Below are 25,159 nucleotides of genomic sequence, written 5' to 3'. Positions count from 1 at the left end.
CGTCGCAAGATAGGCACACGGGGGGCCACGCGCCAGCCCCCGCACCCACCATCCTATTCCGTGTCGTTCAGCACGAACGTCACCGTCATCGTGCGCCAGTCCTCCTGCGGCACGCCGTCGCGCGTCGCAGGCGTGAAGCGCCATTTCTCCAGCGCCTGCCTGCGTGTCGCGGCGAAGAAGGCATCGCTGACGGCGCTCAGCAATTCGACCCTCGCGACACGCCCGTCGATCCCGACCAGCACGCGAACCACCACCTTGCCCTCGCGCCCCATCCGCCGTTCGCCCGGCGGGTAATCCGGCTGCAGGAACCGGGCGTAGCGCGGATCGACCTTCGCCCCGATCGTCACCGGCGTGCGCGGCGGCTCGTACGGCGTGACGACACCGCCCGTTCCGCCTGTCACGCCGCCATCCATACCGGTCGGGCCCGCAGGGATCGTGAAGTCGCTCTTCGACGGCGCGATCGGGTCCTGCGCGACCGGGCGTTCCACGGGGGGCGGATCGATCACCGTCTGCCTGGTCTTCGGGACGATCTTGGTCTCCACCGGCTCGATCGGCGGCGGCGGCACGGGAAGCGGTATGTTGACGGCCTCGAACGGCTCGGGCGGCGGTCGCTCGAAAATCTCCGGCCCGGAAAAGATCAATGCCGCCAGAACCGCAGCATTCAATCCCACCGCAATCGTCAACGCACCCGGCTTGATGCCCGTCTTGCCATATCGATCCGCATACATCGTCCGTCTCCATATCTCCTCGAGGAACCGGTCTTCCGCCGGGTTGAAACGAAACGATACATCATAACATTGGCCTGACAAGTGATACTTTGTCACATGGCGAAGCCGGTTGGACATCGGGGCAGCAAGGGGAGGGCAGAGCAGCGAAATAGGACACCCTCGCACCGTTCGTTTCGAGCGAAGTCGAGAAACCGGCCGCGCAGACCACGGCGAGAGGTTTCTCGACTACGCTCGAAACGAACGGGGAGGGGGCGAGGCTAGTCGCACATCGTCAGACGATCCTATGCCTCACCAAGAACGAATCAACCCGCTCGGACACGCCACCACTCCACCGTTCGTCCCGAGCGTGTCGAAGGACGGGCAAAGAGGACACGTGTTTCGCCAGGCTCAGCACGAACGGTCAGGATGAGGCCACCGCGCTGAAATCACCCCAGAACGGCTTTCGAGTTCACCCCCCCGTTCGTTTCGAGCGAAGTCGAGAAACAAGCCACGCGGGCCACGCACCCCGGACGCACTCACACCCGGCGCACTCAACCCCCGCCGAGTCGCGCCATCGCGCGCTCGCGTCCGATCAGCGGCAGCAAAGCGGCCATGTCCGGTCCGTGATCACGCCCGGTCAGTGCGCGGCGCAGCGGGAGGAACAGGGTCTTGCCGCTCCGCCCCGTCGCCGCCTTCAGCGCGGCGGTCAGCGCGTGCCACGGGTCGGCGGACCAATCGATCCCGCCCGCCACGCGTGCCGCCTCGGTCAGGAACGCCGCGTCGGCCGGGTCGCGCGTCCCGGCAATGTCGCCCTCGATCACCTGCCACCAGTCCGCCGCCTCGGCGATAGTCTTCAGATTGGGGCGCACCGCTTCCCATTCCGCCCGCGTCATGCCCTGCGGCAGGCGATCCGACACGGCGTCGAAGTCCAGCATATGGACGATCTTCGCATTCAGCCCGGCCAGTTCGGCATCGTCGAACCGCGCCGGCGCGCGCCCGAACCGCGCGAAATCGAACGTCTCGATCAGCCGCGTCACGTCCGTGACAGGCTCGACCGGATCGCTCGTCCCGATCCGCGCCAGCAGCGCGCGCACCGCCTCGGGTTCGATCCCCTCCTCGCGAAACGCATCGACTCCGAGCGACCCCAGCCGTTTCGACAATTTGCCCTCGCTGCCGACCAGCAGCGCCTCGTGCGCGAAGGCCGGCGGGGTCGCGCCCATCGCGGCGAACATCTGCAACTGCAGCGCGGTGTTGGACACGTGATCCTCGCCGCGAACGACATGCGTGACGGCCATCTCGACATCGTCGATCGCCGATATCAGCATGTACAGCCACGATCCGTCCGCGCGGCGGATCACCGGATCGCTCATCGTCGCGGCATCGAACTTCTGGTGCCCGCGGATCAGGTCGTCCCATTCGATCGGCGCGGCATAATCCAGCTTGAAACGCCAGTGAGGCCGTACGCCCTCCGCCGCGAACTTCGCGTGATCCTCTTCGCCTAGGTTCAGCGCGGCGCGATCGTAGATCGGCGGCAATCCACGCCCGGCGGCAATCTTGCGTTTCAGGTCCAGTTCCTGCGACGTCTCATAGGCGGGATAGATATGCCCCGCCGCGCGCAACGCCTCGAACCGCGTCTCGTACAAGGCGGTGCGCGCCGATTGCCGCTGCTCCCCGACCGACTCCAGCCCCAGCCAGGCGAGATCGCCGCGGATCGCCTCGACATACCGTTCCTCGCTCCGCTCCGCATCCGTATCGTCGATGCGCAGCCAGAACTGCCCGCCATTCTTCTTCGCCCACAGCCAGTTATGCAAAGCGGCGCGGATGTTGCCGACGTGCAGCCGTCCGGTGGGGCTGGGCGCGAAACGGGTGATTACGGTCATGCCGATGCTCTATGCGGGGGGCATCGTGGCCGCAATGCCCCTTTACCGCTGGCGATTCGCGCCTAAAGGATCGCGCAACCAAGCGCAGGGGAGCGACCGACCATGAAACTTCTGACCGGCAATGCGAACCTTCCGCTCGCGCGCGACGTGGCGCGCTATCTCGAAACGCCGTTGACCAAGGCCAGCGTCCGCCGTTTCGCTGACGAGGAGATCTTCGTCGAGATCCAAGAGAATGTGCGCGGCGAGGACGTGTTCGTGCTCCAGTCGACCGGCTATCCGGCGAACGACAACCTCATGGAATTGCTGATCTGCATCGATGCGCTGAAGCGCGCGTCGGCAAAGCGGATCACCGCCGTCGTGCCCTATTTCGGCTATGCGCGACAGGATCGTAAACCCGGGCCGCGCACGCCGATCTCGGCCAAGCTCGTCGCCAACCTGATCACCGTCGCGGGTGCGGACCGCGTCCTGTCGGTCGATCTGCATGCCGGCCAGATCCAGGGCTTCTTCGATATCCCGACCGACAATCTGTACGGCGCACCGGTCATGTCGGCGGATATCCTGACGCGCTTCGGCGATCGCAACCTGATGGTCGTGTCGCCCGACGTCGGCGGCGTGGTCCGCGCCCGCGCGCTCGCCAAGCGGCTCGACAACGCCCCGCTCGCGATCGTCGACAAACGGCGTGAACGTGCCGGCGAGTCGGAAGTGATGAACATCATCGGCGAGGTCGAGGGCCGGTTCTGCATCCTGATCGACGATATCGTCGATTCGGCGGGCACGTTGTGCAACGCCGCCGCCGCGCTGAAGCAGGCGGGGGCGGCGGGCGTCGTCGCCTATGTCACGCACGGCGTCCTCTCGGGCGGCGCGGTCGCCCGCGTCGAGGGGTCGGAACTCGAGGAACTGGTCATCACCGATTCGATCGGCAGCCACGACATCGTCGCCAACGCCAAACGCATCCGCCACCTGACGATCGCGCCCCTGCTCGCCGAAGCGATCCGCCGCATCGCCGACGAAAGCTCGGTGTCGAGTCTGTTCGACTAAGGTTTCGAGGTGTTTGTTCGCGCAGAGGCGCGGAGGACGCTGAGAAGAACACATCTCTCTTGGAGGGCCGAAATATTGTACCTCCATTCCGTCATTCCCGCGAAGGCGGGAATCCATAATCACCGACAATGGAGACGGAGCGAACGCTCAACCCACAGCCCTTCCAAACCGCGCAAAGCGCGTGGCCGGACACGAAATCGAAACCCGCGCCCGAACCGGAACACGACACCCCAGCGTTCTCTGCGCCTCTGCGCGAACCAAATCTGCTTCTAGTCTAAACCAAAGCGTCCCAGATCAGCCTGACCCCCACCAGCATCATCAACACATAGATCGCGGTGTAGAATCGCTCCGGCGCGATCCGCCGCACGATCCATACCCCCGCCAGCGTCGACAGGATCGCGACCGGCATCAGCAGCCCCGCCGCCACCAAATTCTCGTGGCTGAACTGCCCCAGTGCCCAATAGGCCGGCACCTTCGCCCAGTTGATGATCGCGAAAAAGATCGCAGTCGTCCCGACCAGCACGTCTCGCGGCAACCGGCGCGGCAGGACCCAGATCTGAAAAGGCGGCTGGCCCGCATGCGCGACCTGGCTGGTGAAGCCTGACGCCACCCCGCACAGCATGCCGACCCAGCCGGGCGAATTGGCGGCGGCCGCGACGACATGCCCGCGCTCGCGCCACAGCCGGTATCCGCCGAACGTCAGGCTGATGACGCCGACCAGCCCCAGCACCGCATCCGCCGACACCTGCGCCGCGAACAGATATCCCAACACGATGCCGATCGCGGCGCCGGGCAGGGTCCAGCCCAGCACATAACCGTCCCAGTTCCTGCGGAACGCCCAGACGCCGACCACGTCCTGCACGATCAGGATCGGCAACAGGATCGCCGCCGCGCGCACCGGTGACATGGCCAGCGCCATGATCGGCAGCGCGAGTCCGCCCACGCCCGCAAACCCGCCCTTGGCAAGGCCGGTCAGCATCACCGCGGGCACCGCCACGGCGAACAGCATCAGCGCGTCGTTCAAGCGGCCGGCGTTTCGGACCGTTCGACCGGCGCGCGCACCCCGGCGCGGTCACGGCGCTTCAGCTCGGCCTTCAAATCCTCGGGCTTCGGCGCCCACAGGAATCCGAAGCTCACCGTGCCGCGCTTCGTCTCCACGACATGATGCAGCCGGTGCGCCTGGATGATCCGCTTCATATAAGCCGATTTGGGAAGATAGCGGTGGTTCAGCCGCTTGTGGACGATGACGTCATGAAACCCGAAATAGATCGCGCCATATGCTGCGATCCCGTACCCGATCCACACGAATCCCGGCCACCAGCCGAGTTGCAGCCCGCCGAAAATCAATGCGAACGACGGCACGGCGAAGATCACCGCATACAGGTCATTCCACTCCCAATTGCCGTGGCGCGGGCGGTGGTGGCTCGCGTGCAGGAACCAGCCGACGCCGTGCATCACCCAGCGGTGCGCGACATAGGCGAACCCCTCCATCCCGATCACGGTCGCGAGGAACAGGAGAAGGCCGGTTGCCCAGTGCATCCCGGCGCTATAGCGGCGCATGTCAGTCCTTGCGAGGTGAAGCCGTGCGATTTTCGATTCCCGTCCTCGGCCTTCCGCTGCTCGCGCTCGCGGCCTGTTCCCCGATCCAGGATCGCACCCGCGACGGCCTGATCGCGGCGGGCCTGTCGCCCAAGCTCGCGGGCTGCATGGCCAAGCCGATGGCGGAACAATTGTCCGTCCCGCAATTGCGCAAGCTCGCCTCGATCGGCCGGCAACCGGGCGAAGGCGGCGGACGCAAACAATTGCTCAAGCGTCTCCGCGCGCTCGACGATCCGGAGATCGTCTCGGTCACCGCCACCGCCGCGGCCCTGTGTTCCGTCGGCCTGGGCTGAGCGCGCAGGGACGATCCGGGCACAGCGAAGGGTGGATTCACCCGCGCCACTGTGCTTAAGGCGCATGCAAACCTCCGTCTTCCACACGAAAGGTGCGAACGCTTCTCATGAACATCCATGAATATCAGGCCAAGGAATTGCTGGCCAAGTTCGGCGTGCCAGTCCCCGCCGGTTTCGCCGCCCTCTCCGTCGAGGAGGCCGTCGAGGCGTCAAGGAAGCTGCCCGGGCCGCTCTACGTCGTGAAGTCGCAGATCCATGCCGGCGGCCGCGGCAAGGGCAAGTTCAAGGAACTCGGCCCCGATGCCAAGGGCGGCGTGCGTCTCGCCTGGAATGAGGAAGAGGTCCGCGCGGCGGCGACCGACATGCTCGGCAACACGCTGGTGACGATCCAGACGGGCGATGCCGGCAAGCAGGTCAACCGCCTGTACGTCACCGACGGCGCTGATATCGAGAAGGAATTCTACCTCGCGCTGCTCGTCAACCGTGCGACCGGCCGCGTCTCGATGGTCGTCTCGACCGAAGGCGGCATGGACATCGAAACCGTCGCGCACGACACGCCGGAAAAGATCCAGACGCTGGATATCGATCCCGCGACCGGCTTCATGCCGCATCACGGCCGCGCCGTCGCCAATGCGCTCGGCCTCGAAGGCGATCTCGCCAAGCAGGCCAGCAGCACCGCATCGAAGCTGTACGACGCCTTTATCGGCACCGATGCCGAGCAGATCGAGATCAACCCGCTCGCCGTCACCAAGCAGGGCCAGGTCCTGGTGCTCGACGCGAAGGTCGCGTTCGACGGCAACGCCATGTTCCGCCACAAGGATCTGATGGAACTGCGCGACGAGACCGAAGAGGATCCCGCCGAGCTGGAAGCCTCGAAGTACGACCTCGCCTATATCAAGCTGGACGGCGATATCGGCTGCATGGTCAACGGCGCGGGCCTCGCGATGGCGACGATGGACATCATCAAGCTGAACGGCATGTTCCCCGCCAACTTCCTCGACGTCGGCGGCGGCGCCACGACCGAAAAGGTCACCGCGGCGTTCAAGATCATCCTCAGCGATCCGGCGGTGAAGGGCATCCTCGTCAACATCTTCGGCGGCATCATGCGCTGCGACATCATCGCGGAGGGCATCGTCGCCGCGGCGAAGGAAGTGAACCTTTCGGTCCCGTTGGTGGTTCGGCTTGAAGGCACCAATGTCGAGCTGGGCAAGGACATTTTGTCCAATTCCGGTCTGGCGATCGTTCCTGCTAACGACCTCGGCGATGCGGCGAAGAAGATCGTGGCCGAAGTACAGAAAGCCGCCTGAGCGTTTCCTCCCCAGGGCGCTACTCGTGGGTACGGAGAGAGTGAGATGAAGGTATTGGTCGGGGTCAAGCGCGTGCTTGACTATAACGTTAAGCCCCGCGTGAAGGCGGACGGATCGGGCGTCGATCTGGCGAACGTCAAGATGAGCATGAACCCGTTCGACGAGATCGCGGTCGAGGAAGCGATCCGTCTGAAGGACAAGGGAGTGACGGAAATCGTCGTCGTCTCGATCGGCGAACAGAAGTCGCAGGAAACGCTCCGCACCGCGCTCGCGATGGGTGCGGATCGTGCGATCCTCGTCGTCTCGGAAGAGAAGGTCGAGCCGCTGGGCGTGGCCAAGCTGCTCAAGGCGATCGTGGACGAGGAAAAGCCCGATCTGGTGATCCTCGGCAAGCAGGCGATCGACGACGACAACAACCAGACGGGCCAGATGCTCGCCGGTCTGCTCGGCGTCGGCCAGGCGACCTTCGCATCGAAGGTCGAACTCGCCGACGGCAACGTCACCGTCACGCGCGAAGTCGATGGCGGTTCGGAAACCGAATCGCTGAAGCTTCCGGCGATCGTCACGACCGATCTCCGCCTCAACGAACCGCGCTACGCCTCGCTCCCGAACATCATGAAGGCGAAGTCCAAGCCGCTCGCGCAGAAGACCGCCGCCGATTACGGCGTCGATATCAGCCCGCGCATCACCACGCTGAAGGTCGTCGAGCCGGCCAAGCGCTCGGCCGGCATCAAGGTCGCCGACGTGGATGAACTGGTCACCAAACTCAAAGCGATGGGAGTGGCGAAATGAAGACGCTCGTCTGGGTCGAACATGACGGCGCCACCGTCAAGGATGCCACGCTCGCCGTGGTCACCGCCGCTGCCAAGCTGGGTGAAGTCCACCTGATCGTCGCCGGCCAGGGCGTCGACGCCGTCGCCGCCGAAGCTGCGAAGATCGCCGGCGTGGGCAAGGTTCATGTCGCCGACGACGCAGCCTATGCGCATGCGCTCGCCGAAAACGTCGCGCCGCTGATCGTCCAGCTGATGGGCGATCACGATGCCGTCCTGTTCCCCGCCACGTCCGGCGGCAAGAACATCGCACCCCGTGTCGCCGCCCTGCTCGACGTCATGCAGATCAGCGACATCCTGTCGGTCGAGAGCGCGGACACGTTCACGCGTCCGATCTACGCCGGCAACGCGATCGCCACCGTCCAGTCGAAGGACGCGAAGAAGGTCATCACCGTCCGCGGCACCGCGTTCGACAAGGCCGCGACCGAAGGCGGTTCCGGCACGATCGAGGCCGTCGCCACCACCGGTGACGCGGGCATGTCGACCTATGTCGGCAGCGAGATCGCCAAGTCGGAACGTCCCGAACTGACGTCCGCCAAGATCATCGTCTCCGGCGGCCGCGCGCTCGGATCGGGCGAACAGTTCCACGCGCTGATCGATCCGCTGGCGGACAAACTCGGCGCCGGCGTCGGCGCCTCGCGCGCCGCGGTCGATGCGGGCTATGCCCCCAACGACTATCAGGTCGGCCAGACCGGCAAGATCGTCGCCCCGGAAGTCTATATCGCTGTCGGCATCTCCGGCGCGATCCAGCATCTGGCAGGCATGAAGGACTCCAAGACGATCATCGCGATCAACAAGGACGAAGACGCCCCGATCTTCCAGGTCGCGGATCTCGGCCTCGTCGGTGACCTGTTCAAGCTGGTCCCGGAACTGACCGAGAAGCTGTAACGGCGCGCTCGGTTCGACCGATCAAAGGGCGGCGCCTCACCCGAGGCGCCGCCCTTTTCGAGTCCGGAGGATCCCCCTTTCTTCTCCCCTCCCTTCAGGGAGGGGCCGGGGGAGGGCAGTACCCCCGGCGATACGGCATTGCTCAGCCACGCAACAACGCCGTCGCCATGACGCCACCCACCCCCAACCCCTCCCTTTCAGGGAGGGGAGTGAAGAAGGCACTCCCGCTACTCCTCTCCCGTCAAAGACGGAGCAAGGAAGCCGAAACCCAACTTCTCCCCTCCCTTCAAGGGATGGCCCGGGGGTGGGTGGCGTCCCGGCGAAACAGCAACCAACGCGGCAAGCCTCTCAGCAGCCCCCTCGAAACGACAAACCTACACAAACCCCTCCAGCAAACTCGCCACGTTCGCGCCCAGCGCGTCGATCGCATAGCCGCCTTCCATCGCGATCACCGTCGGCCACCCGCACGCCGCGATCTCACGCGCCAGCACCGCATAATCGCCCGTCGTCAGCCTGAACTGCGAGATCGGATCCTCCTCCCACGTATCCGCGCCGAAACTCAGCACCAGCAGGTCCGGCTCGAACGACGCGATCGCCGCCAGCGCCGATGCCTGCGCCGCCCGGAATGCCTCCAGCGTCGCACCCTGCGGCAGCGGCAGGTTCAGGGTCGTGCCCGCGCCCGCATCCTCCCCGGTCTCGTCGGCATGGCCCCAGAAGAACGGATAGTCGGTCGCCGGGTCGGCATGGACGGAGGCGTAGAACACGTCGCCGCGCGTCCAGAAGATGTCCTGCGTCCCGTTGCCGTGATGATAGTCGATATCCAGGATGGCGACCCGCTTCGCCCCCGAATCCAGCGCCGCCTGCGCCGCGATCGCCGCCGTGTTGAGGTAGCAATAGCCACCCAAATAATCCGCCCCCGCATGATGCCCCGGCGGCCGGCACAATGCGAAGGCGCTGCGGTCCCCCGCCAGCACCGCATGCGTCGCCGCAAGCACCGATTGCGTGCTCCAATAAGCGGAACTCCAGCTCTCCGCCGTCAGCGGCGTCGATGCGTCGAGGCTGTAGCGTCCCGCCAGCGCATCGATCCGGTCCAGCTTCACCGCGCGCCGCCGCGCGATCGGCCAGATATATCCCATGACGTCACCCGGGCGTCCCGCCTCGGCCCAGCGCGCGGGCGCGGTCTTCAGGAAATCCACATAGTCCGCATCGTGGATCGCCAGGATCGGTGCCTCGCCATGATCGTCGGGCGCCTCGAACGCGCCGATCGTCTTCAGGATCGCGGCGGCGCGCGCCGGCGTCTCGGCATAATCGACGAAACTGCCGTTATGCAGTTCCTTGGCGGGCGAATGGCCGAGCTGGCGGGGGTCGAAGAAGCAGCGCATCAGCGCAATTTCGCCGGGCGGGCGGCGAAACGCAACACCGCGTATCCGGCCAGCGCAGACAGGATCGATCCGCCGAGAACACCGATCTTCACCTCGTCCATCAACAGCGCGTTGCCGGGAAAGGCGAGCCCTCCGATGAACAGGCTCATCGTGAAACCGATCCCCGCGAGCAACGCCACGCCGTAGATCTGCGCCCAGTTCGCCCCCTCCGGCCGGCGCGCGATGCCCAGCCATTCCGCCAGCGCGATCCCGCCCAGTATCCCCACCTGCTTGCCCAGGAACAGTCCGGCGCCCACCGCGATCACCACCGGTTCGACCAGCACGGACGCGCTCATCCCGGTCAGCGCCACGCCTGCATTGGCGAACCCGAACAGCGGCACGATCGCGAACGACACCCACGGGCTCAGCGCATGTTCCAGCCGGTGCAGCGGGGATATGCGGTCCTCGCGCGCGATCGGAATCGTCATCGCCGCCAGCACGCCCGCGACCGTCGCATGCACACCCGACAGCATCACCATCCACCACAGCAGCAGTGCCGCGATCAGATAGGGCGTCAGCCGGTGGACGCTGTGGCGGTTCATCGCCGCCATGATCGCCAGCACCCCCGCCGCCGCGGCCAATGCGGGCAGGTTCAGCCCGTCGCTATAGCCGACCGCGATGATCGCCACCGCGCCCATGTCGTCGACGATCGCCACCGTCGTCAGGAACAGTTTCAGCGATGCCGGAACGCGCGGGCCGAGCAGGGCCATCACCCCAATCGCAAACGCGATGTCGGTCGCGGCGGGGATCGCCCATCCGCGGATCAAAGCCGCATCGTGTCCCGCGATCCCCAGATAGACGACCGCCGGCACGATCATCCCCGCCGCCGCCGCGATCACCGGCAGGCGGCGCTTGCGCGCATCGGCCAGTTCGCCGTCGATCAGCTCGCGCTTGATCTCCAGCCCGACGAGCAGGAAGAATATCGCCATCAGCGCATCGTTGATCCACAGATGCACCGTCATCGGCCCCAGCGCGGGCGCGATGACCGGCCCGGTCTCCGCATGCAGCAGGTGGAAATAGTTTTCGGCGAGGGCCGAATTCGCTGCGATCATCGCCAGCACCGCGGCTGCGATCAACACGATCCCACCCCCGGCCCCATCCGTCAGGAAGGCGCGCAGGGCGGATCCGGGAAATTTTCGTTTCATCGGGTTACTCTAGAGCAAGATGCCATCAGGCCAAGGCGTTCCTGCCCAACACCGGTTGGTTCGCGGCTAACTCCGACCCGTTCGTGCTCAAGTCCAACCCGCTCGTGCCGAACTCCAACCCGTTCGTGGCCAACAGCGGTTCGTTCGCGCCCAACTCCAACCGTTCGCGCCCAACTCCAACCCGTTCGTGCTGAGCTTGTCGAAGCACCTCAGGCCAAGCTCACCGCACCCGCGAAGGCCAGCACCCGATCTCGTCATACCGCCCCTGACCGATCAGGCTGTGCACCAGCACGAACCGGTCCACCGTCAACCCGACCGGCGGGATCGATCGCACCCCGGCCAGACCCCTGCGATAGGCCAGGGTCATGTGCGGCGTGAACGCATACCCCTCGCGCCCCTCGACGCCCGCGTTCACTCGCGCCGCGACGATCGCATCGTGCAGCGCCTGCATCGCCGGATCGGGAACCTCCGGACGCAGCGACATCGTATAGGGCGTGTCCACGACGCTATCGAAGGTCAGTGCGAACGGCGGAACATCGACCTGCGATCCCGCCGCGATCAATCCCTGTACGACCCCGTCCGGATAGTCCGCGAAATCTTCCGACAGGTCGATCGTGACGTGCAGCCGATCCGCCCGGATCATCCGCACGCCCTCCACCGCGAACCTTTGCGCGATCTCCGCCGCCAGCGGGGGCGGCGGGAACAAGGCGTAAAAGAACCGGTGCCGCAACCGCACCCGCGGGGCGTTCATCCGGGCCTATTTCGCCAGCGCGTCGGCGATCAGCTTGCGGGAATTCGCGATACCGTAAAGTGCGATAAAGCTGCCCATTCGCGGCCCTTGCTCGGCGCCGAGCAACGTTTCGTACAGTGCCTTGAACCAATCGCGCAGGTTTTCGAACCCGCCCGTCTTGCCGATTTCATAGACAAGGTTCTGGATATCCTCGGCATTCGTGTCCTCTGGCAGAACCGAAAGTTCCTCGTCCAAACGCCGAAGTGCGGCAATTTCGACACCTTCCGGCGCCCGCCGCTTCAACGTCGGCGCGACGAAGTCCCGCCCATAGACCAACCCCCGGTCGATCAGCCGGTCCAGCTCGGGATATTTGTCCGGCGTCGCATCCGGCACGTAATTGCCGAGATACCCCCAAACCTGCTCCTTCGTCGCATCGCCCATCACGCTGACGAGGTTCAGCAACAGTCCGAACGTCACCGGCATCTCGCTCGCCGGGACTTGCCCGTCGTGGATGTGATGCACCGGATTGCCCAGCCGTTCCTTCAACTCCTGCCCGGCATAATTGCCGCGGAACTGCCAATATTCGTCCACCGCACGCGGGATCACGCCCATGTGCAACTGCTTCGCCTTCTTGGGCTCGCGATACGCATAGAAGGCGACCGATTCCTCCGGACCATAGGTCAGCCATTGCTCCAGGCTCAGCCCGTTGCCCTTGGACTTGGAGATCTTCTCGCCCTTCTCGTCCAGGAACAGTTCGTAGATCAGCCCCTCCGGCTTGCGTCCGCCAAGCACCTGCGCGATCTTGCCCCCAAGGGTGGCGCTGTCGATCAGATCCTTGCCGTGCATCTCGTAATCCACGCCGAGCGCGGCCCAACGCATGCCCCAGTCGGGCTTCCACTGCAGCTTCGCAAGTCCGCCCAGGATCGACTGCTCGATCCGCTCGCCGCCCGGAACGCTGCTATCCACGAAGGCGATCGTGCCGGCATCGGGATCGACCACCTCGACGGGTACTTGCAATACGATCCCCGTCGTCGGGCTGATCGGCAGTACGGGCGAATAGGTCGCCTGCCGCTCGCCCCGCAGCGTCGGCAGCATGATCGCCATGATCGCGTCGTAATTGCGCAGCACGTCGCGCAACTTGTCGTCGAACCGGCCGCTCGCATAATAGTCCGTCGACGACGCGAATTCGTAGTCGAAGCCGTATTGATCGAGAAACGCCCGCAACGTGGCGTTGTTGTGCGCAGCGAAGCTTTCGTGCGTGCCGAACGGATCCGGAATACGGCTCAGCGGCTTGCCCAGATGCCCGGCCAGCATCTCCTTGTTCGGCACGTTGTCCGGTATCTTGCGCAGCCCGTCCATATCGTCGCTGAACGCCAGCAGCCGCGTCGGCTGATCGGACAGCGCGTGAAAGGCGTTGCGCACCATCGTCGTGCGCAGCACCTCGTTGAACGTGCCGATATGCGGCAGTCCCGACGGGCCATAGCCGGTCTCGAACAGGATCGGCGCACCACCCGGCTTGCCGTGCGGATAGCGCTTCAGGATCTTGCGCGCCTCCTCATAGGGCCAGGCTTTGGATTCCAGGGCGGCGGTGCGGAGGGCGTCGGTCATGATTCCTGCGACCTAGCATGCTGACCACGACACACAACCGCCAACGCTCGCCCGTCCGGTACCGGGGCGGGCGGGGCCTTGCGTAACATCCGGAAATCGATCAGCTTCGACCGATGCGGTACCGCAACCTCGGCTGGACGATCGCGCGTATCCTGTTCGGCGCGTTCTTCATCTATGCGCCCATCATGATCATCGTGACGTTCGGCGGCCGGCATCCCCCGGAACCGAATGCCGCCGCGCAGCACTTCACCGATGCGCTGACCGCGTCCGGCTTCATGAACCCCCTGCTGATCGTCGATCTCCTGATCGGCGGCGCGCTGATGCTGTTCAATCGCACCGCGCCGCTCGGGCTCATCCTGCTGGGCCCGCCGATATTGGTGATCGCCTGTTTCCACTGGCTGCTGACGCACAGCTATGTCTGGGGCAGCATCTGGCCAATCTGGTTCGCGGCGCTCGCCTGGCATTACCGGGCTGTATTCCGGCGCTTGGTCGAACCTCGACGGCATTGAGCGCGTCGATCTGGCGTTGCCATTCTGTTCCCGCTGCGCGACAAGGGCGGCGTGACCCCGCTTCCCTATCCCGCGATACATGCGAGCCATAGCGGCATCTGGATCGCCACCGCGGACGGCACCCGGCCGATCGGTCGAGGCGAGGCGATCCGTATCGCGGCCGATACGCCGGTCATCGTGCTGAATGCGGCGCTGATCGGGCAGCGGCTGGGATATGCCGAGTTTTCCGGGCTCGATCTGCTCGAACTGTACGCGTTCATGTGTCCGGCACGCTTCATGGTCCCGACGCCGCGTGGCCTGGCGCGGGCGACGGGCCTCGAAGCGCCTGCGCGGGACGAGGATGTGGCGGCATTCCTGTTGCACGCGGCGGTCGCCTTGCTGGACCTGCCGAAGCACGATTGGCCCGAGAAGGAAGGGGCCTGGACCAGCGCCCAATCCCTGTTCCGCCTGCGCTGGCCGTGGGCGCCGGTGGTCGGCGACCATCTCGACAAGCCGGTCGAGGCGGAACGGTGGCTGTTCACGAAACTCCCCGAATGGTCGGAAGGCGCCCCCCGGCCGCAGCCGCGCACGATCGCGCTGGAGCCGGAAGAAACGCAAAGTCGTCTCGCGCAACTTACCGGGAGCGCCGCCGAACAGCGGCCGGGACAGCGTGCCTTTGCGCAAGCCGCGATAGAGGCGTTCGGCCCGCGGATGATGCGGGATACGCCGAACATGGTGCTGGCCGAGGCGGGCACGGGGATCGGCAAGACTTTGGGCTATCTCGCGCCCGCATCGCTTTGGGCGGAGAAAGCAGGCGGTGCCGTCTGGGTATCGACGTTCACCAAGGCGTTGCAACGGCAACTCGGTCAGGAAAGCGCGCGGCTCTACCCCGACCCCATTGTGCGAAAGGCGAAAGTCGTCACCCGAAAGGGCCGCGAGAACTATCTTTGCCTGCTCAATCTGGAAGACGCCCTGCAGGGCGGGTTCGCCGGACGCGCGGCGATCCTCGCGCAACTCGTCGCGCGCTGGGCGGCCTATAGTGCGGACGGGGATATGGTCGGCGGCGATCTTCCGGGCTGGCTGCCGACGCTTTTCCGGCGCAACGGATCGACGGCGCTGACCGACCGGCGCGGCGAATGCGTCTATGCCGGATGCCCGCACTACCGGAAATGCTTCATCGAACGCGCGGCCCGCGCCAGCGCGGAAGCCGACATCGTCATTGCCAACCATGCTTTGGTGATGGTCAATGCGGCACGTGGGCGCGAATTGACCACACGCCCGACACGCTATGTCTTCGACGAGGGGCATCACATCTTCGATGCCGCGGATTCTATGTTTTCCACCGGGCTGACCGGCGGCGAGACGATCGAGATCCGGCGCTGGATCCTCGGTCCCGAATCCGGTGGGCGCGGGCGGCGCCGCGGGCTTCAGGCGCGGTTGTCCGACGTGGCGAGCTATGACGAAGGCGGCGCGCGTGCCATTTCCGAAGCGGTCGTGGCGGCGAGTGCGCTGGCCAGTGACGGCTGGTTGCAACGGCTGGCCGAGGGGGCACCGTTCGGCCCGATCGAGACGCTGCTTGCCGCCGTTCGCGGCCTCACCTTCGCGCGTGCCGAGGCGGGCAGGGATGTTGGCGGCGATGCCGGCTATGGTCTGGAGACGGAGCTTGCCGAACCGGACGCGGCTTTGGTCGAGGCGGCGGGGCCGGCCGCCGAAGCGCTCGACGCGCTGGTTCGCCCGCTGGTCGGCCTGGGGCGGCGGCTGGAGGCGGTGTTGCAGGAGGCGCCCGACTGGATGGACGGTCCCGCCCGCGCGCGGGTCGAGGGCGCGATCGCGTCGATCGGCTGGCGGGCGGAGACCGTCGCCGCCTGGGTGTCGTTGCTCGCGCGGATCGGCGGGCCGGCAACGCCCGATTTCGTCGACTGGATGGCGGTCGACCGTATCGAGGGCCGGGAATACGATATCGGCCTGCACCGGCATTGGCTCGATCCCAGCAAGCCCTTCGCGGAGACGGTGTTGAAGCCTGCGCACGGTGCCCTGGTCACCTCGGCGACGTTGCGCGGCGGCGGCGAGTGGGATGTAGCCGAGGCGCGCACCGGCGCCACCCATCTGCTGCGCGGCGCCAGTCGATTCGAAGCGCCGTCGCCGTTCGACTATGCCAGCCAGGCGCAGGTCGTGATCGTCACTGACGTCAAGCGGGGCGATATGGGCGCGCTCGCCAATGCCTATGCCCGGCTGGGATGCGCGAGCCGCGGCGGGATGCTCGGCCTGTTTACCGCGATCCGGCGGCTGCGCGGTGTCCATGCGCGGATTGCCGATCGTCTCGCGCGCGACGGACTGCCGCTCTATGCGCAGCATGTCGATCCCATCGATACGGGCACGCTGATCGATATCTTTCGCGACGATGCATCGGCCAGCCTGCTGGGCACCGATGCATTGCGCGACGGTGTCGACGTACCCGGCGATTCCTTGCGGCTGGTGGTGATGGAGGGGGTGCCCTGGTCGAAGCCGACGGTGCTTCACGCGGCGCGCCGGCTTGCCGGGGGCGGAAGTGCTTATGAAGACCGGATCGTCCGCGCCCGGCTGGCGCAGGCGTTCGGGCGGTTGATCCGCCGCGCCGACGATCGGGGAATGTTCGTATTGCTGTCCGCGGCGATGCCGTCCCGCCTGCTCACCGCCTTTCCGCCGGGGGTGAAAATCGAACGCGTCACGCTCGACGAGGCGGTAATGCGCGCATCTCGTCTTCCTTCCGTCACGAGTGTCGTGCATGAATCTCCGCAGGACGCCTGACGGAGAGCCCATGAAGACGTTGACCCTGCTCCGCCATGCCAAGTCCGGTTGGGACGACAAGGTCGTCCGTGATGTCGATCGGCCCTTGAACGGCAAGGGCAAGCGAGCGGCGGCGATCGTCGGGCGTCATTGGCGCGGGCTGGGGCTTTCCTTCGATCACGTCGTCGCTTCGCCGGCCGCGCGCGTCGCGGAAACGATCGAGGAGCTCGTTCGGGGATATGGCGATACCCTTACGCCCGTCATCGATCGCAGGATCTATCTGGCGTCGGCGGTTACGTTGCTCGACGTGATTCACGAACTGCCTGAATCGGCAGAGAACGTGTTGATGGTCGGGCACAATCCCGGCCTCGAGGATCTGGTGTTGATGCTCGTGCCGGACGATTCCACCGATACGCTGCGCGATACGGTCGAGGAGAAGTTTCCCACGGCAAGCACCGCGGAAATGACGTTTCAGGGTAAGTGGTCGGACGTGGCGCAGAACCGCGCGATGTTGACCAGGTTCATTCGTCCGCGCGATCTGGATCCTGCGCTTGGGCCAGACCAGGACTGAGCGTCAAAGACGGACGCGACATCCGGTAATGCATTGATCAGACGCCAGGTATTGAAGCCTCGTCTTCGGCCAGGCCCAAAGCCAGCGAGTCACGTACGGCCCGTAAAGTTGCCAGATCCGGCTTCGTCCCGCGCTTGCCTTCGGTGGCCAGCAGCTTCTGGACGCCGCGAATGGTATACCCTTCCTGATCGAGCAGCGTCTGGATGCGAATGACCAGCGCGATGTCGTTGGGTCGGTAGTATCGGCGGTTGCCAGCACGTTGCAGGGGGCGAAGTTGAGGGAACCGTGTCTCCCAATACCGCAAGATATGCTGCGGCAATCCGGTTTCACGAGAGAGTTCGCCAATCGTCCTGAACGCACCCTCAGCTTTTTCGGGTACGCCGGCCAGCGCCATATCAGCCGCCGCTCACGATACGGTCGCGCATCATCTGGCTGGCGCGGAAGGTCAACACCCGGCGCGGTGCGATCGGCACTTCTATCCCGGTCTTGGGATTTCGGCCGACCCGCTCACCCTTGTCGCGCAGCACGAAGGTACCGAAACCCGAAATCTTGACGTTCTCACCGTTCGAAAGGGACTCGCACATGTGAGAAAGGATGTCCTCGACCATCTTGGCCGAGTCGGCACGAGACAATCCGACCTGGTGATGCAGGGATTCTGCAAGATCAGCTCGTGTCAAAGTTCCTGCAGGCGCCATGCGCTTCCCTTTCCCACCACCACGGTAGGATTTTTTCCTAGCATATTACCGATCCGGCCGGAAACCCCTTTATGACGCTCCGGGAACATTTTTATCCTATATGTCCTGAAATCATACAGCGCGAATTCAGTAAGATAACCGGCCAGCAATGACACCGGTATCCTATAAGATTTCAGAAACGGACCACGGCCGCACCCCAGGTGAAGCCACCGCCCATCGCTTCGAGGACGATCAATTGTCCTTGCCTGATACGCCCATCGCGAACCGCTGCATCCAGCGCCAGCGGTACGGATGCGGCCGATGTATTTGCATGTTGATCGACCGTAACGACGACCTTTTCCGGCGCCAACCCCAGCTTGCGGGCGGTGGCGTCGAGTATCCGTGCATTGGCCTGGTGCGGCACCACCCAGTCGACATCCGCAGCCACCAGCCCGGCAAGTCCCAGCGACTCGTTCATCACCGCGGCCAGGTTGACGACCGCATGTCGGAACACTTCGCGTCCCTTCATGCGGACCTTGCCGACCGTCCCCGTCGTCGACGGCCCTCCGTCGACATAGAGAAGTTCGTTGTGACGGCCGTCGGCGTGCAGCCGCGTTGCCAGGATACCCCGTGCGTCCGTACCACCGTCGCTTTCCTGGGCCTCCAGGACGATCGCGCCTGCGCCGTCGCCGAACAGGACGCAAGTGGTGCGATCCTCCCAGTCCAGAATACGGCTGAACGTTTCCGCACCGATGACGAGCGCGCGCGTGTGACAGCCGGCGCGCAGCATCGAATCGGCGACCTGGACGGCATAGAGGAACCCGGAACACACCGCCGCCACGTCGAACGCGACGCAGTCGTTGATTCCCAGCATCGCCTGGACCTTGGTCGCGCTGGCCGGGAACGTCTGGTCGGGCGTGGCCGTGGCCAGGACGATCAGGTCGATGTCCTGCGCCGATATCCCCGCCGCGGAGAGGGCGGCCTTGCACGCATCGGCGGCGAGTGTCGCGGTCGTTTCGTCCGGTCCGGCAATGTGGCGAAAGCGAATGCCGGTACGCTCGACGATCCACTCGTCCGTCGTATCGACGGTCTCGGCGAGTTCCGCGTTCGACACCCGTCGCGCCGGCAAGGCCGATCCGGTGCCCGTGATGACGCTGCGAATCATGCTACCTTTGCCTCGAAATTGCCGAGGTCTTCACTGATCCGGCGGGTAAGATCGTCGCGCACCATCTTTGCGGCGGCGGCTATGGCGGTCGCGACGCCCAGTTCGGTGGCACCGCCATGGCTCTTCACCACGATACCGTTCAGCCCAAGGAAGACCGCGCCATTGTGGATATTGGGATCGAGATGATGACGCAGCAATTCCGTCGCCGGCTTGGAGATCAGGAACCCGATCTTCGATCGGATCGATGACCGGAACGCGCGCTTCAGCAGGTCGGCGACGAAACGTGCCGTCCCCTCCGCCGTCTTCAACGCGATGTTGCCGGAAAATCCGTCGCATACGATCACATCGACTTCGCCGCGCGACAGTCGATCGCCCTCGATGAAGCCAGTGAACGTCAGCGGCAGATGCGTCGCTTCGCGCAAGGCGGCGGCGGCATCCCGGATTTCGTCCGTGCCCTTCTGGTCCTCGCTGCCGATGTTCAGCAGCGCGACGCGCGGCGAGGCCAGGTCCATATTGGTCCGGGCATAGGCCGCGCCCATCACGGCGAATTGGATAAGGTTGCGCGCGTCGCATTCGGTATTCGCGCCCAGATCGAGCACGACGACATCGTTGTCGCCCAGGGTCGGCAGCATCGCCGCCAGGGCAGGGCGATCGATACCGGGCAACATGCGCAGCGACAGTTTCGCCATCGCCATCAGCGCGCCGGTATTGCCCGACGACACCGCGGCACCCGCGCGCCCCTGCTTCACCATGTCGATGGCGATGCCCATCGATGTCTTCTTGGCGCGACGAAGGGCGACTCCCGCTTTCTCGCTGGAGCCGACGACTTCGGGCGCGTGGACGATTTCCGAATTCGCCGTCAGGTTCGGATGCGACTGCAATCCTTCGCGGATCGCCGTCTCGTCCCCGACCAGCAGGAAGCGCATGTCGGGAAAGCGATGACGCGCACGGGCGACCCCGGCCAGCATGACTGCCAGCCCCTTGTCGCCACCCATGGCGTCAACGGCAATGAAGGAGCTGTCGGTCACGTCGCTCCGATCCTGTACCTGTTCGGGCCCTGAAACTGGTCGGGCGGTGTCCCGGTCAGGCCTTGTCCGCGATGATCTCGCGACCGTTATAGTGGTTGCACGACGGGCACATGTTGTGCGGCCGCTTCAGTTCGCCGCAGTTCGGGCATTCCTGGAATGCATCGATGCTGAGCGAATCGTGGCTACGACGCATGCCGCGCTTGGACGGCGTGGTTTTTCTCTTGGGGACGGCCATTTCGGCGAAACCTTGTGTTTGATCGGACCTGAATTTGCGGCAAGCCCGAATCGAAGGCCCCACGCAACCGACGTGAAGTCGGCCGCAGTGGCACCAGCGGCCGGACACACGCGCGAAGCGATGCGCCTATAGCGATTCCTGCGAACGTTGCAAGTCGGCGCAGCGGCTGGCAGGTTCATATCACATCGGAAACCAGGGGAGGGGATAGCATGGAAACGATCACGATGCCGATCACATTGGCAACGACTGGCGGCGCGGCGATCCTCGCCTTGTGGCTGGGGCTGCGCGCAGGAAGGATCCGGTCGGGCGCGAAGATCAGCATCGGCGATGGCGGAAACGCCGCCTTGATCGCCCGGATGCGGGCACAGGCCAATTACGTCGAATATGCGCCGTTCATCGTCATGCTCATCGCCGTGATCGAGTTTTCGGCCGGCACTTCGACCTGGCTGTGGGGCGCGGCGATCCTGTTCCTGGTCGCCCGCGTCGCGCATCCTTTCGGCATGGACGGCATGAAGGGCGCACGTGCCTTCGGTACGGTCGTCACGTTCCTGCTGCTGCTCGGCCTGGGCGGTTATGCCATCGCGCTGCCGTTGATGAGCCATGCCGGCAAATCCGTAGACACGGTCGAGGTCGTCCCCGCAGCCGGCTGAGCCGTCAGCCGGTCGCGCCCTGCCCGACGAACGGATTATATTTCCGTTCGTGCCCGAAATTGCTCATCGGCCCGTGCCCGGGGATGAAGGCGGTATCGTCGCCAAGCGGCCACAGCTTGGCGACGATCGAATCGATCAGGTCCTGATGATTGCTGCGGGGGAAATCGGTTCGGCCGACGGATCCCTGGAACAGCACGTCCCCGACCAGCGCCAGTTTCGATTCCGGGTGATGGAAGATGACATGCCCCGGCGTATGCCCCGGCGTCTCGTAGACGTGCAGCGTCAGGTTCCCGACCGTCACGGTATCGCCCTCGACCAGCCAGCGATCCGGGACGAACGCCTTGCCGCCCATGATGCCGTATTTCATGCCATCCTCGGCCAGCGTCTCGAGAAGGAAAAGGTCGTCCTCATGCGGCCCCTCGATCGGCACGTTCAGCTCTTCGGCCAGCGGCTTGGCCTCGCCGCAATGATCGAAATGGCCGTGCGTCAGGATGATCTTCTCGATCGTTACCCCGTTCTGCGCCGCCGCTGCCTTCAGTTTCGGCAGGTCGCCGCCCGGATCGACGAACGCGCCGCGCATCGTCGCCGTACACCATAACAAGGTGCAATTCTGTTGCAGGGGGGTGACGGGTACGATTGCGGCGCGCAGCGGGGGAAGACTGGTCATGCCCGCAGCAGATAAGCGGCGCACGGGGCGGCGGCAACCTTGCCGCTTGCGATGCCACCGGGCGCGCGGCATGCCGGGCGGGGCATGATGGCGATCGACAGGACCCCGTTCGTATTGCTGGACGACGCACGGATCGGCGGCGCGCCCGCACGCCTGTATCGCGCGCCGGTTCGCATCGTCGAGGCGCGGGATGTGGCGGACGTCATGCCCGCACTGGCCGATGTCCGGGCGGCAAGCGCGGCCGGGCTGCATGCGGCGGGATTCGTCAGTTACGAAGCGGGTGCCGCGTTCGAACCCATTCTGGGCAGCCCTGCGATATCCCGCACGCCTTTGGTCTGGTTCGGCCTGTTCGACGGGTTCGAGGAAATTGCGCCCGACGCTGTTCCGACGCTGCTGCCGGACCCCGCTGGCGGCTGGATGGGTGCGCCCCGGCCCGAAATGCACGTCGACACGTACCGTAGCCACTTCGCGCGCGTGCAGGAGCTGATCGCCGCCGGGGACCTGTATCAAGCCAACCTCACCTACCGCGCGACGTGCCGCGTCGCGGGCGATCCTCTTGCATTGTATGCAGGGCTGCGGTCGCGGTCGCGGGCCGGGTACGGCGCAGTGGTATCGACGGGCACGGACGTGATGCTGTCGCTGTCGCCCGAATTATTCGTCGCGATCGACGGTACGAGCCTGACCTGTCGCCCGATGAAGGGCACGATGCGGCGTGGGGAGACTCCGGCCGACGATGCGCGACGTGCCGAGCGTCTGCGCCGCGACGAAAAACAACGCGCCGAAAACCTGATGATCGTCGATCTGATGCGCAACGACCTGTCGCGTGTCGCCCGGCCCGGCAGCGTCGCGGTGCCGCATCTCTTCGCGATCGAGAACTATCCGACGGTTCACCAGATGGTGTCGACGATCACCGCGGAGCTTTTGCCGGGCAAGGACGCGATCGACGTGCTCGCCGCGCTCTTCCCGTGCGGATCGATCACCGGCGCACCCAAGATTCGCGCGATGCAGGCGATCGGCGGGATCGAGACGACGCCGCGCGGGCTGTATACGGGGACGATCGGTCGGATCGATGCGGGCATGACCGCCGATGCCGAATGTTCGGGCGCGATGTTCAACGTCGCGATTCGAACGCTGTCGATCCATTCGGGCGCGGATTATGCCATATTCGGAACGGGGGGTGGTATCGTCGCGGATTCGCGCGTTGACGAGGAATGGGACGAGACATTGGCCAAGGGCGACTTTCTGACCGCCGGACAGCGCGGCTTCGACCTGATCGAGACGATGGCGTTCGACCCGCTGGCCGGGTTCGCATTGCTGGAAAGGCATCTCGCGCGAATGAAGGCGAGCGCCGAACTGTTCGGCTTCACGTTCGACCGGCACGCGGCACGCAACGAATTGCAAGCCGCCACCTTTCGCCTGCGCCATGCCAGTCGCGTGCGCCTGTTGCTCGCGCGCAGCGGCGCGATCTCGATCGAGGTATCGCCGCCGCCTGCGCCGTTCGCTCCCGACGTGCGGGTCGCAATCGTGCCGCTGCCGGTCGCATCGGCCGATTTCCGCCTCCGCCACAAGACGAGCGACCGGGCATTCTATGACGATGCGCGGCGATCCGCGGGAACCGACGAAATCGTGTTCGTCGACGACGAAGGGTTCCTAACCGAAGGCAGCTTCACCAGCGTGTTCGTGGAACGCGGCGGCGTGCTGATGACCCCGCCGGCGTCGCGCGGCCTTCTGCCCGGCATATTGCGTGCCGAGCTGATCGAAACCGGCCGTGCGATCGAAGCCGATCTGACGCCCGCCGATCTCCGGAACGGCTTTTTGATCGGAAATGCACTGCGCGGTCTTTCGCACGCGATTGTTGCGGTTGCGAACGGAACCTCCCGAACGCTATAGCGCCCGCGCTTCCCTAACGTCAGGAACCCGCATCATGCAGCCATCCGCCGCGCTGAACCGCATCAAGCCTTCGCCGACACTCGCGATCACCTCGCGCGTGCAGGAATTGAAGGCACAGGGCGTGGACGTGATCGGCCTGGGTGCGGGCGAACCCGATTTCGATACGCCCGACTTCATCAAGGAAGCCGGGATCAAGGCGATTCGCGATGGCCAGACGAAATACACCAATGTCGATGGTACGCCCCAGCTGAAGGACGCGGTCGTCGGCAAGTTCGCGCGCGACAACGGCCTGACGTACCGGCGCGACCAGATCACGATCAATGCGGGCGGCAAGCATACCCTGTTCAATGCGATGGTCGCGACGCTGGATGCCGGTGACGAGGTCGTCATTCCGGCACCCTATTGGGTCAGCTATCCCGACGTCGTGCTGTTCGCCGGTGGCACGCCGGTGTTCGTCGCGGCGGGCGCGGATCAGGGGTACAAGCTGCGCCCCGAACAGCTGGACGCCGCGATCACGCCGCGCACCAAGTGGGTGATCATCAATTCGCCGTCCAATCCGACCGGTGCCGCTTATTCGCGTGCAGAGTTGCAGGCGCTGGGCGAGGTGCTGGAACGGCATCCGCACGTCTGGATCTTCGCCGACGATATGTACGAACATATCGTGTTCGACGATTTCGAATTCACCACGATCGCACAGGTCTGTCCTTCGCTCTACGATCGCACGCTGACGGCGAACGGCTGTTCGAAAGCCTATGCGATGACGGGGTGGCGGATCGGATTTGCGGGCGGTGCGCCGTGGCTGATCAAGGCGATGTCGAAGCTCCAGTCGCAATCGACCAGCAATCCCTGCTCGATCGCGCAGGCCGCTTCGGTCGCGGCGCTGACCGGGGACCAGGGATTCCTGAAGGATTTCGCCGCGTTGTTCCAGTCGCGTCGCGATCTGGTCGTATCGATGCTCAATCAGGCGGACGGGATCGTCTGCCCGCGGCCCGAAGGCGCATTCTACGTCTATCCGGAATTCTCGGCCTTGATCGGCAAGACGACGCCATCGGGCAAGGTCATCGCGACGGACGAGGATTTCGTCGCCTATCTGCTGGACGATGCCAAGGTGGCGGCGGTGCAGGGTGCGGCATTCGGCCTGTCGCCGGCGATGCGCATCTCCTACGCAACGTCGGACGATCTGCTGCGTGAAGCGTGCACGCGCATCCAGACCGCCTGCGCCGACCTCAGGTAAGCGCCGCCCCCGGATCGCCTGGTACAAGCTTGGCGTCACATGAACGACGCTGCCAGCGCGAGTTAACATTGGGTTTCGTAAAACGGCATTGTGGGTGGCGGATCGAAGGACGATCTGCCGCCTGTACGAAGATCGAATTGACGGCCGGCGCGCAATCGCAGCGCGGCCGAAAGAGGTGAATATGCGCAGTGTCCTGAAATCCACGTTCCTGTGGCAGTTTGCCGGCGGTTTCCTGCTCGGCGCGATCGGAATGGTCACGTTGCAGCCGACGGGCGCGGTCGCCGATACGCTCGGCATCAGCGCGCAGGCCGATCGCTGACGCGCGTTTTGACATCGGCGCCCTCT

27 protein-coding genes are annotated in these 25,159 nt (G+C 65.1%); 12 read left to right on the top strand and 15 right to left on the bottom strand.

The genetic code is table 11. The features are described 5' to 3' along the window. Nucleotides 1-53: 53 nt before the first annotated feature. Nucleotides 54-728, bottom strand: a complete 675-nt coding sequence (locus tag H5J25_RS17560) for an energy transducer TonB (protein ID WP_202093284.1) — start codon at nucleotides 726-728, stop codon at nucleotides 54-56. A 530-nt stretch (nucleotides 729-1,258) separates the two neighbouring features. Next, complete coding sequence (gltX, locus tag H5J25_RS17555) at nucleotides 1,259-2,587, bottom strand: glutamate--tRNA ligase (protein WP_202093283.1); 1,329 nt, start codon at nucleotides 2,585-2,587, stop codon at nucleotides 1,259-1,261. 102 nt (nucleotides 2,588-2,689) lie between these two features. Here gltX and H5J25_RS17550 point away from each other — a divergent pair, with 102 nt between their 5' ends. Further along, complete coding sequence (locus H5J25_RS17550; RefSeq protein WP_202093282.1) at nucleotides 2,690-3,625, top strand: ribose-phosphate pyrophosphokinase; 936 nt, start codon at nucleotides 2,690-2,692, stop codon at nucleotides 3,623-3,625. A 274-nt stretch (nucleotides 3,626-3,899) separates the two neighbouring features. Here the strand turns inward: H5J25_RS17550 and H5J25_RS17545 are convergent, their stop codons facing one another. Further along, nucleotides 3,900-4,634, bottom strand: coding sequence for a sulfite exporter TauE/SafE family protein (locus H5J25_RS17545; RefSeq protein WP_404829623.1), 735 nt, complete (start codon nucleotides 4,632-4,634; stop codon nucleotides 3,900-3,902). An 11-nt stretch (nucleotides 4,635-4,645) separates the two neighbouring features. Next, the gene (locus tag H5J25_RS17540) at nucleotides 4,646-5,185 is read right to left on the bottom strand and encodes a sterol desaturase family protein (RefSeq protein ID WP_404829551.1); all 540 of its coding nucleotides are present in this window, start codon (nucleotides 5,183-5,185) and stop codon (nucleotides 4,646-4,648) included. Nucleotides 5,186-5,208: 23 nt separating this feature from the next. On the opposite strand from H5J25_RS17540, the gene H5J25_RS17535 reads away from it, so the two are divergent. The 4 genes from H5J25_RS17535 to H5J25_RS17520 all read left to right on the top strand — a co-directional run bounded on the left by H5J25_RS17535 (nucleotide 5,209) and on the right by H5J25_RS17520 (nucleotide 8,542). Next, on the top strand, nucleotides 5,209-5,517 hold the full coding sequence (locus H5J25_RS17535) for a hypothetical protein (RefSeq protein ID WP_202093280.1): 309 nt from the start codon (nucleotides 5,209-5,211) through the stop codon (nucleotides 5,515-5,517). Nucleotides 5,518-5,624: 107 nt separating this feature from the next. Next, nucleotides 5,625-6,824 (top strand): ADP-forming succinate--CoA ligase subunit beta, encoded by a 1,200-nt coding sequence (gene sucC, locus H5J25_RS17530; RefSeq protein ID WP_202093279.1) that lies wholly within the window; start codon nucleotides 5,625-5,627, stop codon nucleotides 6,822-6,824. Between the two features lie 45 nt (nucleotides 6,825-6,869). After that, complete coding sequence (locus tag H5J25_RS17525) at nucleotides 6,870-7,616, top strand: electron transfer flavoprotein subunit beta/FixA family protein (protein WP_202093277.1); 747 nt, start codon at nucleotides 6,870-6,872, stop codon at nucleotides 7,614-7,616. After that, nucleotides 7,613-8,542, top strand: a complete 930-nt coding sequence (locus H5J25_RS17520; protein WP_202093275.1) for an electron transfer flavoprotein subunit alpha/FixB family protein — start codon at nucleotides 7,613-7,615, stop codon at nucleotides 8,540-8,542. The genes H5J25_RS17525 and H5J25_RS17520 overlap by 4 nt, the downstream gene beginning before the upstream one ends. A 374-nt stretch (nucleotides 8,543-8,916) precedes the next feature. Here H5J25_RS17520 and H5J25_RS17515 read toward each other — a convergent pair whose 3' ends face one another. The 4 genes from H5J25_RS17515 to H5J25_RS17500 form a co-directional block, all read right to left on the bottom strand. Next, a complete protein-coding gene (locus tag H5J25_RS17515; RefSeq protein WP_202093273.1) occupies nucleotides 8,917-9,924 on the bottom strand; it encodes a histone deacetylase family protein in 1,008 nt (335 codons plus the stop codon). Then, a complete protein-coding gene (nhaA, locus tag H5J25_RS17510) occupies nucleotides 9,924-11,108 on the bottom strand; it encodes a Na+/H+ antiporter NhaA (RefSeq protein WP_202093271.1) in 1,185 nt (394 codons plus the stop codon). Before nhaA ends, H5J25_RS17515 begins: the two co-directional genes overlap by 1 nt. 220 nt (nucleotides 11,109-11,328) lie before the next feature. Further along, nucleotides 11,329-11,859 (bottom strand): 2'-5' RNA ligase family protein, encoded by a 531-nt coding sequence (locus H5J25_RS17505; RefSeq protein ID WP_202093269.1) that lies wholly within the window; start codon nucleotides 11,857-11,859, stop codon nucleotides 11,329-11,331. A 6-nt stretch (nucleotides 11,860-11,865) separates the two neighbouring features. Then, a complete protein-coding gene (locus H5J25_RS17500) occupies nucleotides 11,866-13,446 on the bottom strand; it encodes a lysine--tRNA ligase (protein ID WP_202093267.1) in 1,581 nt (526 codons plus the stop codon). Nucleotides 13,447-13,559: 113 nt separating this feature from the next. Between H5J25_RS17500 and H5J25_RS17495 the strand changes: the two genes are divergently transcribed. From H5J25_RS17495 to H5J25_RS17485, 3 genes are read left to right on the top strand one after another with little or no spacing between them, the layout of a single operon-like run. After that, nucleotides 13,560-13,955 carry a hypothetical protein gene (locus H5J25_RS17495; protein ID WP_202093265.1) on the top strand — a complete coding sequence of 132 codons (396 nt, stop codon included), beginning with the start codon at nucleotides 13,560-13,562 and terminating at the stop codon, nucleotides 13,953-13,955. Nucleotides 13,956-14,006: 51 nt separating this feature from the next. Then, complete coding sequence (locus H5J25_RS17490) at nucleotides 14,007-16,721, top strand: ATP-dependent DNA helicase (protein ID WP_202093263.1); 2,715 nt, start codon at nucleotides 14,007-14,009, stop codon at nucleotides 16,719-16,721. Between the two features lie 10 nt (nucleotides 16,722-16,731). Beyond that, the gene (locus H5J25_RS17485) at nucleotides 16,732-17,271 is read left to right on the top strand and encodes a SixA phosphatase family protein (RefSeq protein WP_202093261.1); all 540 of its coding nucleotides are present in this window, start codon (nucleotides 16,732-16,734) and stop codon (nucleotides 17,269-17,271) included. 37 nt (nucleotides 17,272-17,308) lie between these two features. Here H5J25_RS17485 and H5J25_RS17480 read toward each other — a convergent pair whose 3' ends face one another. From H5J25_RS17480 to rpmF, 6 genes are read right to left on the bottom strand one after another with little or no spacing between them, the layout of a single operon-like run. Further along, a complete protein-coding gene (locus H5J25_RS17480) occupies nucleotides 17,309-17,665 on the bottom strand; it encodes a MerR family transcriptional regulator (RefSeq protein ID WP_202093258.1) in 357 nt (118 codons plus the stop codon). A gap of 1 nt (nucleotide 17,666) precedes the next feature. Beyond that, complete coding sequence (locus tag H5J25_RS17475) at nucleotides 17,667-17,966, bottom strand: integration host factor subunit alpha (RefSeq protein WP_202093256.1); 300 nt, start codon at nucleotides 17,964-17,966, stop codon at nucleotides 17,667-17,669. Further along, nucleotides 17,945-18,121, bottom strand: coding sequence for a hypothetical protein (locus H5J25_RS17470; protein WP_202093253.1), 177 nt, complete (start codon nucleotides 18,119-18,121; stop codon nucleotides 17,945-17,947). The genes H5J25_RS17475 and H5J25_RS17470 overlap by 22 nt, the downstream gene beginning before the upstream one ends. Nucleotides 18,122-18,138: 17 nt before the next feature. Continuing rightward, nucleotides 18,139-19,110 carry a beta-ketoacyl-ACP synthase III gene (locus H5J25_RS17465; RefSeq protein ID WP_202093251.1) on the bottom strand — a complete coding sequence of 324 codons (972 nt, stop codon included), beginning with the start codon at nucleotides 19,108-19,110 and terminating at the stop codon, nucleotides 18,139-18,141. Beyond that, nucleotides 19,107-20,138, bottom strand: a complete 1,032-nt coding sequence (gene plsX, locus H5J25_RS17460; RefSeq protein WP_202093249.1) for a phosphate acyltransferase PlsX — start codon at nucleotides 20,136-20,138, stop codon at nucleotides 19,107-19,109. Before plsX ends, H5J25_RS17465 begins: the two co-directional genes overlap by 4 nt. A gap of 55 nt (nucleotides 20,139-20,193) precedes the next feature. Then, on the bottom strand, nucleotides 20,194-20,373 hold the full coding sequence (gene rpmF / locus H5J25_RS17455) for a 50S ribosomal protein L32 (RefSeq protein WP_055774773.1): 180 nt from the start codon (nucleotides 20,371-20,373) through the stop codon (nucleotides 20,194-20,196). A 209-nt stretch (nucleotides 20,374-20,582) separates the two neighbouring features. Between rpmF and H5J25_RS17450 the strand changes: the two genes are divergently transcribed. Beyond that, nucleotides 20,583-21,023 carry an MAPEG family protein gene (locus H5J25_RS17450; RefSeq protein WP_225883213.1) on the top strand — a complete coding sequence of 147 codons (441 nt, stop codon included), beginning with the start codon at nucleotides 20,583-20,585 and terminating at the stop codon, nucleotides 21,021-21,023. Nucleotides 21,024-21,027: 4 nt separating this feature from the next. Here H5J25_RS17450 and H5J25_RS17445 read toward each other — a convergent pair whose 3' ends face one another. Further along, on the bottom strand, nucleotides 21,028-21,690 hold the full coding sequence (locus H5J25_RS17445; RefSeq protein WP_202093247.1) for an MBL fold metallo-hydrolase: 663 nt from the start codon (nucleotides 21,688-21,690) through the stop codon (nucleotides 21,028-21,030). 84 nt (nucleotides 21,691-21,774) lie between these two features. Here H5J25_RS17445 and pabB point away from each other — a divergent pair, with 84 nt between their 5' ends. The 3 genes from pabB (at nucleotide 21,775) to H5J25_RS17430 (ending at nucleotide 25,133) form a co-directional block, all read left to right on the top strand. Continuing rightward, a complete protein-coding gene (pabB, locus tag H5J25_RS17440) occupies nucleotides 21,775-23,580 on the top strand; it encodes an aminodeoxychorismate synthase component I (protein ID WP_202093245.1) in 1,806 nt (601 codons plus the stop codon). A 34-nt stretch (nucleotides 23,581-23,614) separates the two neighbouring features. Next, nucleotides 23,615-24,814, top strand: a complete 1,200-nt coding sequence (locus tag H5J25_RS17435) for a pyridoxal phosphate-dependent aminotransferase (RefSeq protein WP_202093242.1) — start codon at nucleotides 23,615-23,617, stop codon at nucleotides 24,812-24,814. Between the two features lie 181 nt (nucleotides 24,815-24,995). After that, complete coding sequence (locus H5J25_RS17430) at nucleotides 24,996-25,133, top strand: hypothetical protein (RefSeq protein WP_202093240.1); 138 nt, start codon at nucleotides 24,996-24,998, stop codon at nucleotides 25,131-25,133. Nucleotides 25,134-25,159 lie beyond the last annotated feature (26 nt).

The organism is Sphingomonas aliaeris, from assembly GCF_016743815.1.
Lineage (GTDB): Bacteria > Pseudomonadota > Alphaproteobacteria > Sphingomonadales > Sphingomonadaceae > Sphingomonas > Sphingomonas aliaeris.
This window is presented reverse-complemented; position numbering and strand designations above follow the sequence as displayed.

Excerpts from the sequence above, each read along its gene's own strand:
- H5J25_RS17560 (WP_202093284.1), bottom strand. The coding sequence starts at position 728 with ATGTATGCGGATCGATATGGCAAGACGGGCATCAAGCCGGGTGCGTTG.
- gltX (WP_202093283.1), bottom strand. The coding sequence starts at position 2,587 with ATGACCGTAATCACCCGTTTCGCGCCCAGCCCCACCGGACGGCTGCAC.
- H5J25_RS17550 (WP_202093282.1), top strand. The coding sequence starts at position 2,690 with ATGAAACTTCTGACCGGCAATGCGAACCTTCCGCTCGCGCGCGACGTG.
- H5J25_RS17545 (WP_404829623.1), bottom strand. The coding sequence starts at position 4,634 with ATGCTGTTCGCCGTGGCGGTGCCCGCGGTGATGCTGACCGGCCTTGCC.
- H5J25_RS17540 (WP_404829551.1), bottom strand. The coding sequence starts at position 5,185 with ATGCGCCGCTATAGCGCCGGGATGCACTGGGCAACCGGCCTTCTCCTG.
- sucC (WP_202093279.1), top strand. The coding sequence starts at position 5,625 with ATGAACATCCATGAATATCAGGCCAAGGAATTGCTGGCCAAGTTCGGC.
- H5J25_RS17525 (WP_202093277.1), top strand. The coding sequence starts at position 6,870 with ATGAAGGTATTGGTCGGGGTCAAGCGCGTGCTTGACTATAACGTTAAG.
- H5J25_RS17520 (WP_202093275.1), top strand. The coding sequence starts at position 7,613 with ATGAAGACGCTCGTCTGGGTCGAACATGACGGCGCCACCGTCAAGGAT.
- H5J25_RS17515 (WP_202093273.1), bottom strand. The coding sequence starts at position 9,924 with ATGCGCTGCTTCTTCGACCCCCGCCAGCTCGGCCATTCGCCCGCCAAG.
- nhaA (WP_202093271.1), bottom strand. The coding sequence starts at position 11,108 with ATGAAACGAAAATTTCCCGGATCCGCCCTGCGCGCCTTCCTGACGGAT.
- H5J25_RS17505 (WP_202093269.1), bottom strand. The coding sequence starts at position 11,859 with ATGAACGCCCCGCGGGTGCGGTTGCGGCACCGGTTCTTTTACGCCTTG.
- H5J25_RS17500 (WP_202093267.1), bottom strand. The coding sequence starts at position 13,446 with ATGACCGACGCCCTCCGCACCGCCGCCCTGGAATCCAAAGCCTGGCCC.
- H5J25_RS17495 (WP_202093265.1), top strand. The coding sequence starts at position 13,560 with ATGCGGTACCGCAACCTCGGCTGGACGATCGCGCGTATCCTGTTCGGC.
- H5J25_RS17485 (WP_202093261.1), top strand. The coding sequence starts at position 16,732 with ATGAAGACGTTGACCCTGCTCCGCCATGCCAAGTCCGGTTGGGACGAC.
- H5J25_RS17480 (WP_202093258.1), bottom strand. The coding sequence starts at position 17,665 with ATGGCGCTGGCCGGCGTACCCGAAAAAGCTGAGGGTGCGTTCAGGACG.
- H5J25_RS17475 (WP_202093256.1), bottom strand. The coding sequence starts at position 17,966 with ATGGCGCCTGCAGGAACTTTGACACGAGCTGATCTTGCAGAATCCCTG.
- H5J25_RS17465 (WP_202093251.1), bottom strand. The coding sequence starts at position 19,110 with ATGATTCGCAGCGTCATCACGGGCACCGGATCGGCCTTGCCGGCGCGA.
- rpmF (WP_055774773.1), bottom strand. The coding sequence starts at position 20,373 with ATGGCCGTCCCCAAGAGAAAAACCACGCCGTCCAAGCGCGGCATGCGT.
- H5J25_RS17450 (WP_225883213.1), top strand. The coding sequence starts at position 20,583 with ATGGAAACGATCACGATGCCGATCACATTGGCAACGACTGGCGGCGCG.
- H5J25_RS17445 (WP_202093247.1), bottom strand. The coding sequence starts at position 21,690 with ATGACCAGTCTTCCCCCGCTGCGCGCCGCAATCGTACCCGTCACCCCC.
- pabB (WP_202093245.1), top strand. The coding sequence starts at position 21,775 with ATGATGGCGATCGACAGGACCCCGTTCGTATTGCTGGACGACGCACGG.
- H5J25_RS17435 (WP_202093242.1), top strand. The coding sequence starts at position 23,615 with ATGCAGCCATCCGCCGCGCTGAACCGCATCAAGCCTTCGCCGACACTC.
- H5J25_RS17430 (WP_202093240.1), top strand. The coding sequence starts at position 24,996 with ATGCGCAGTGTCCTGAAATCCACGTTCCTGTGGCAGTTTGCCGGCGGT.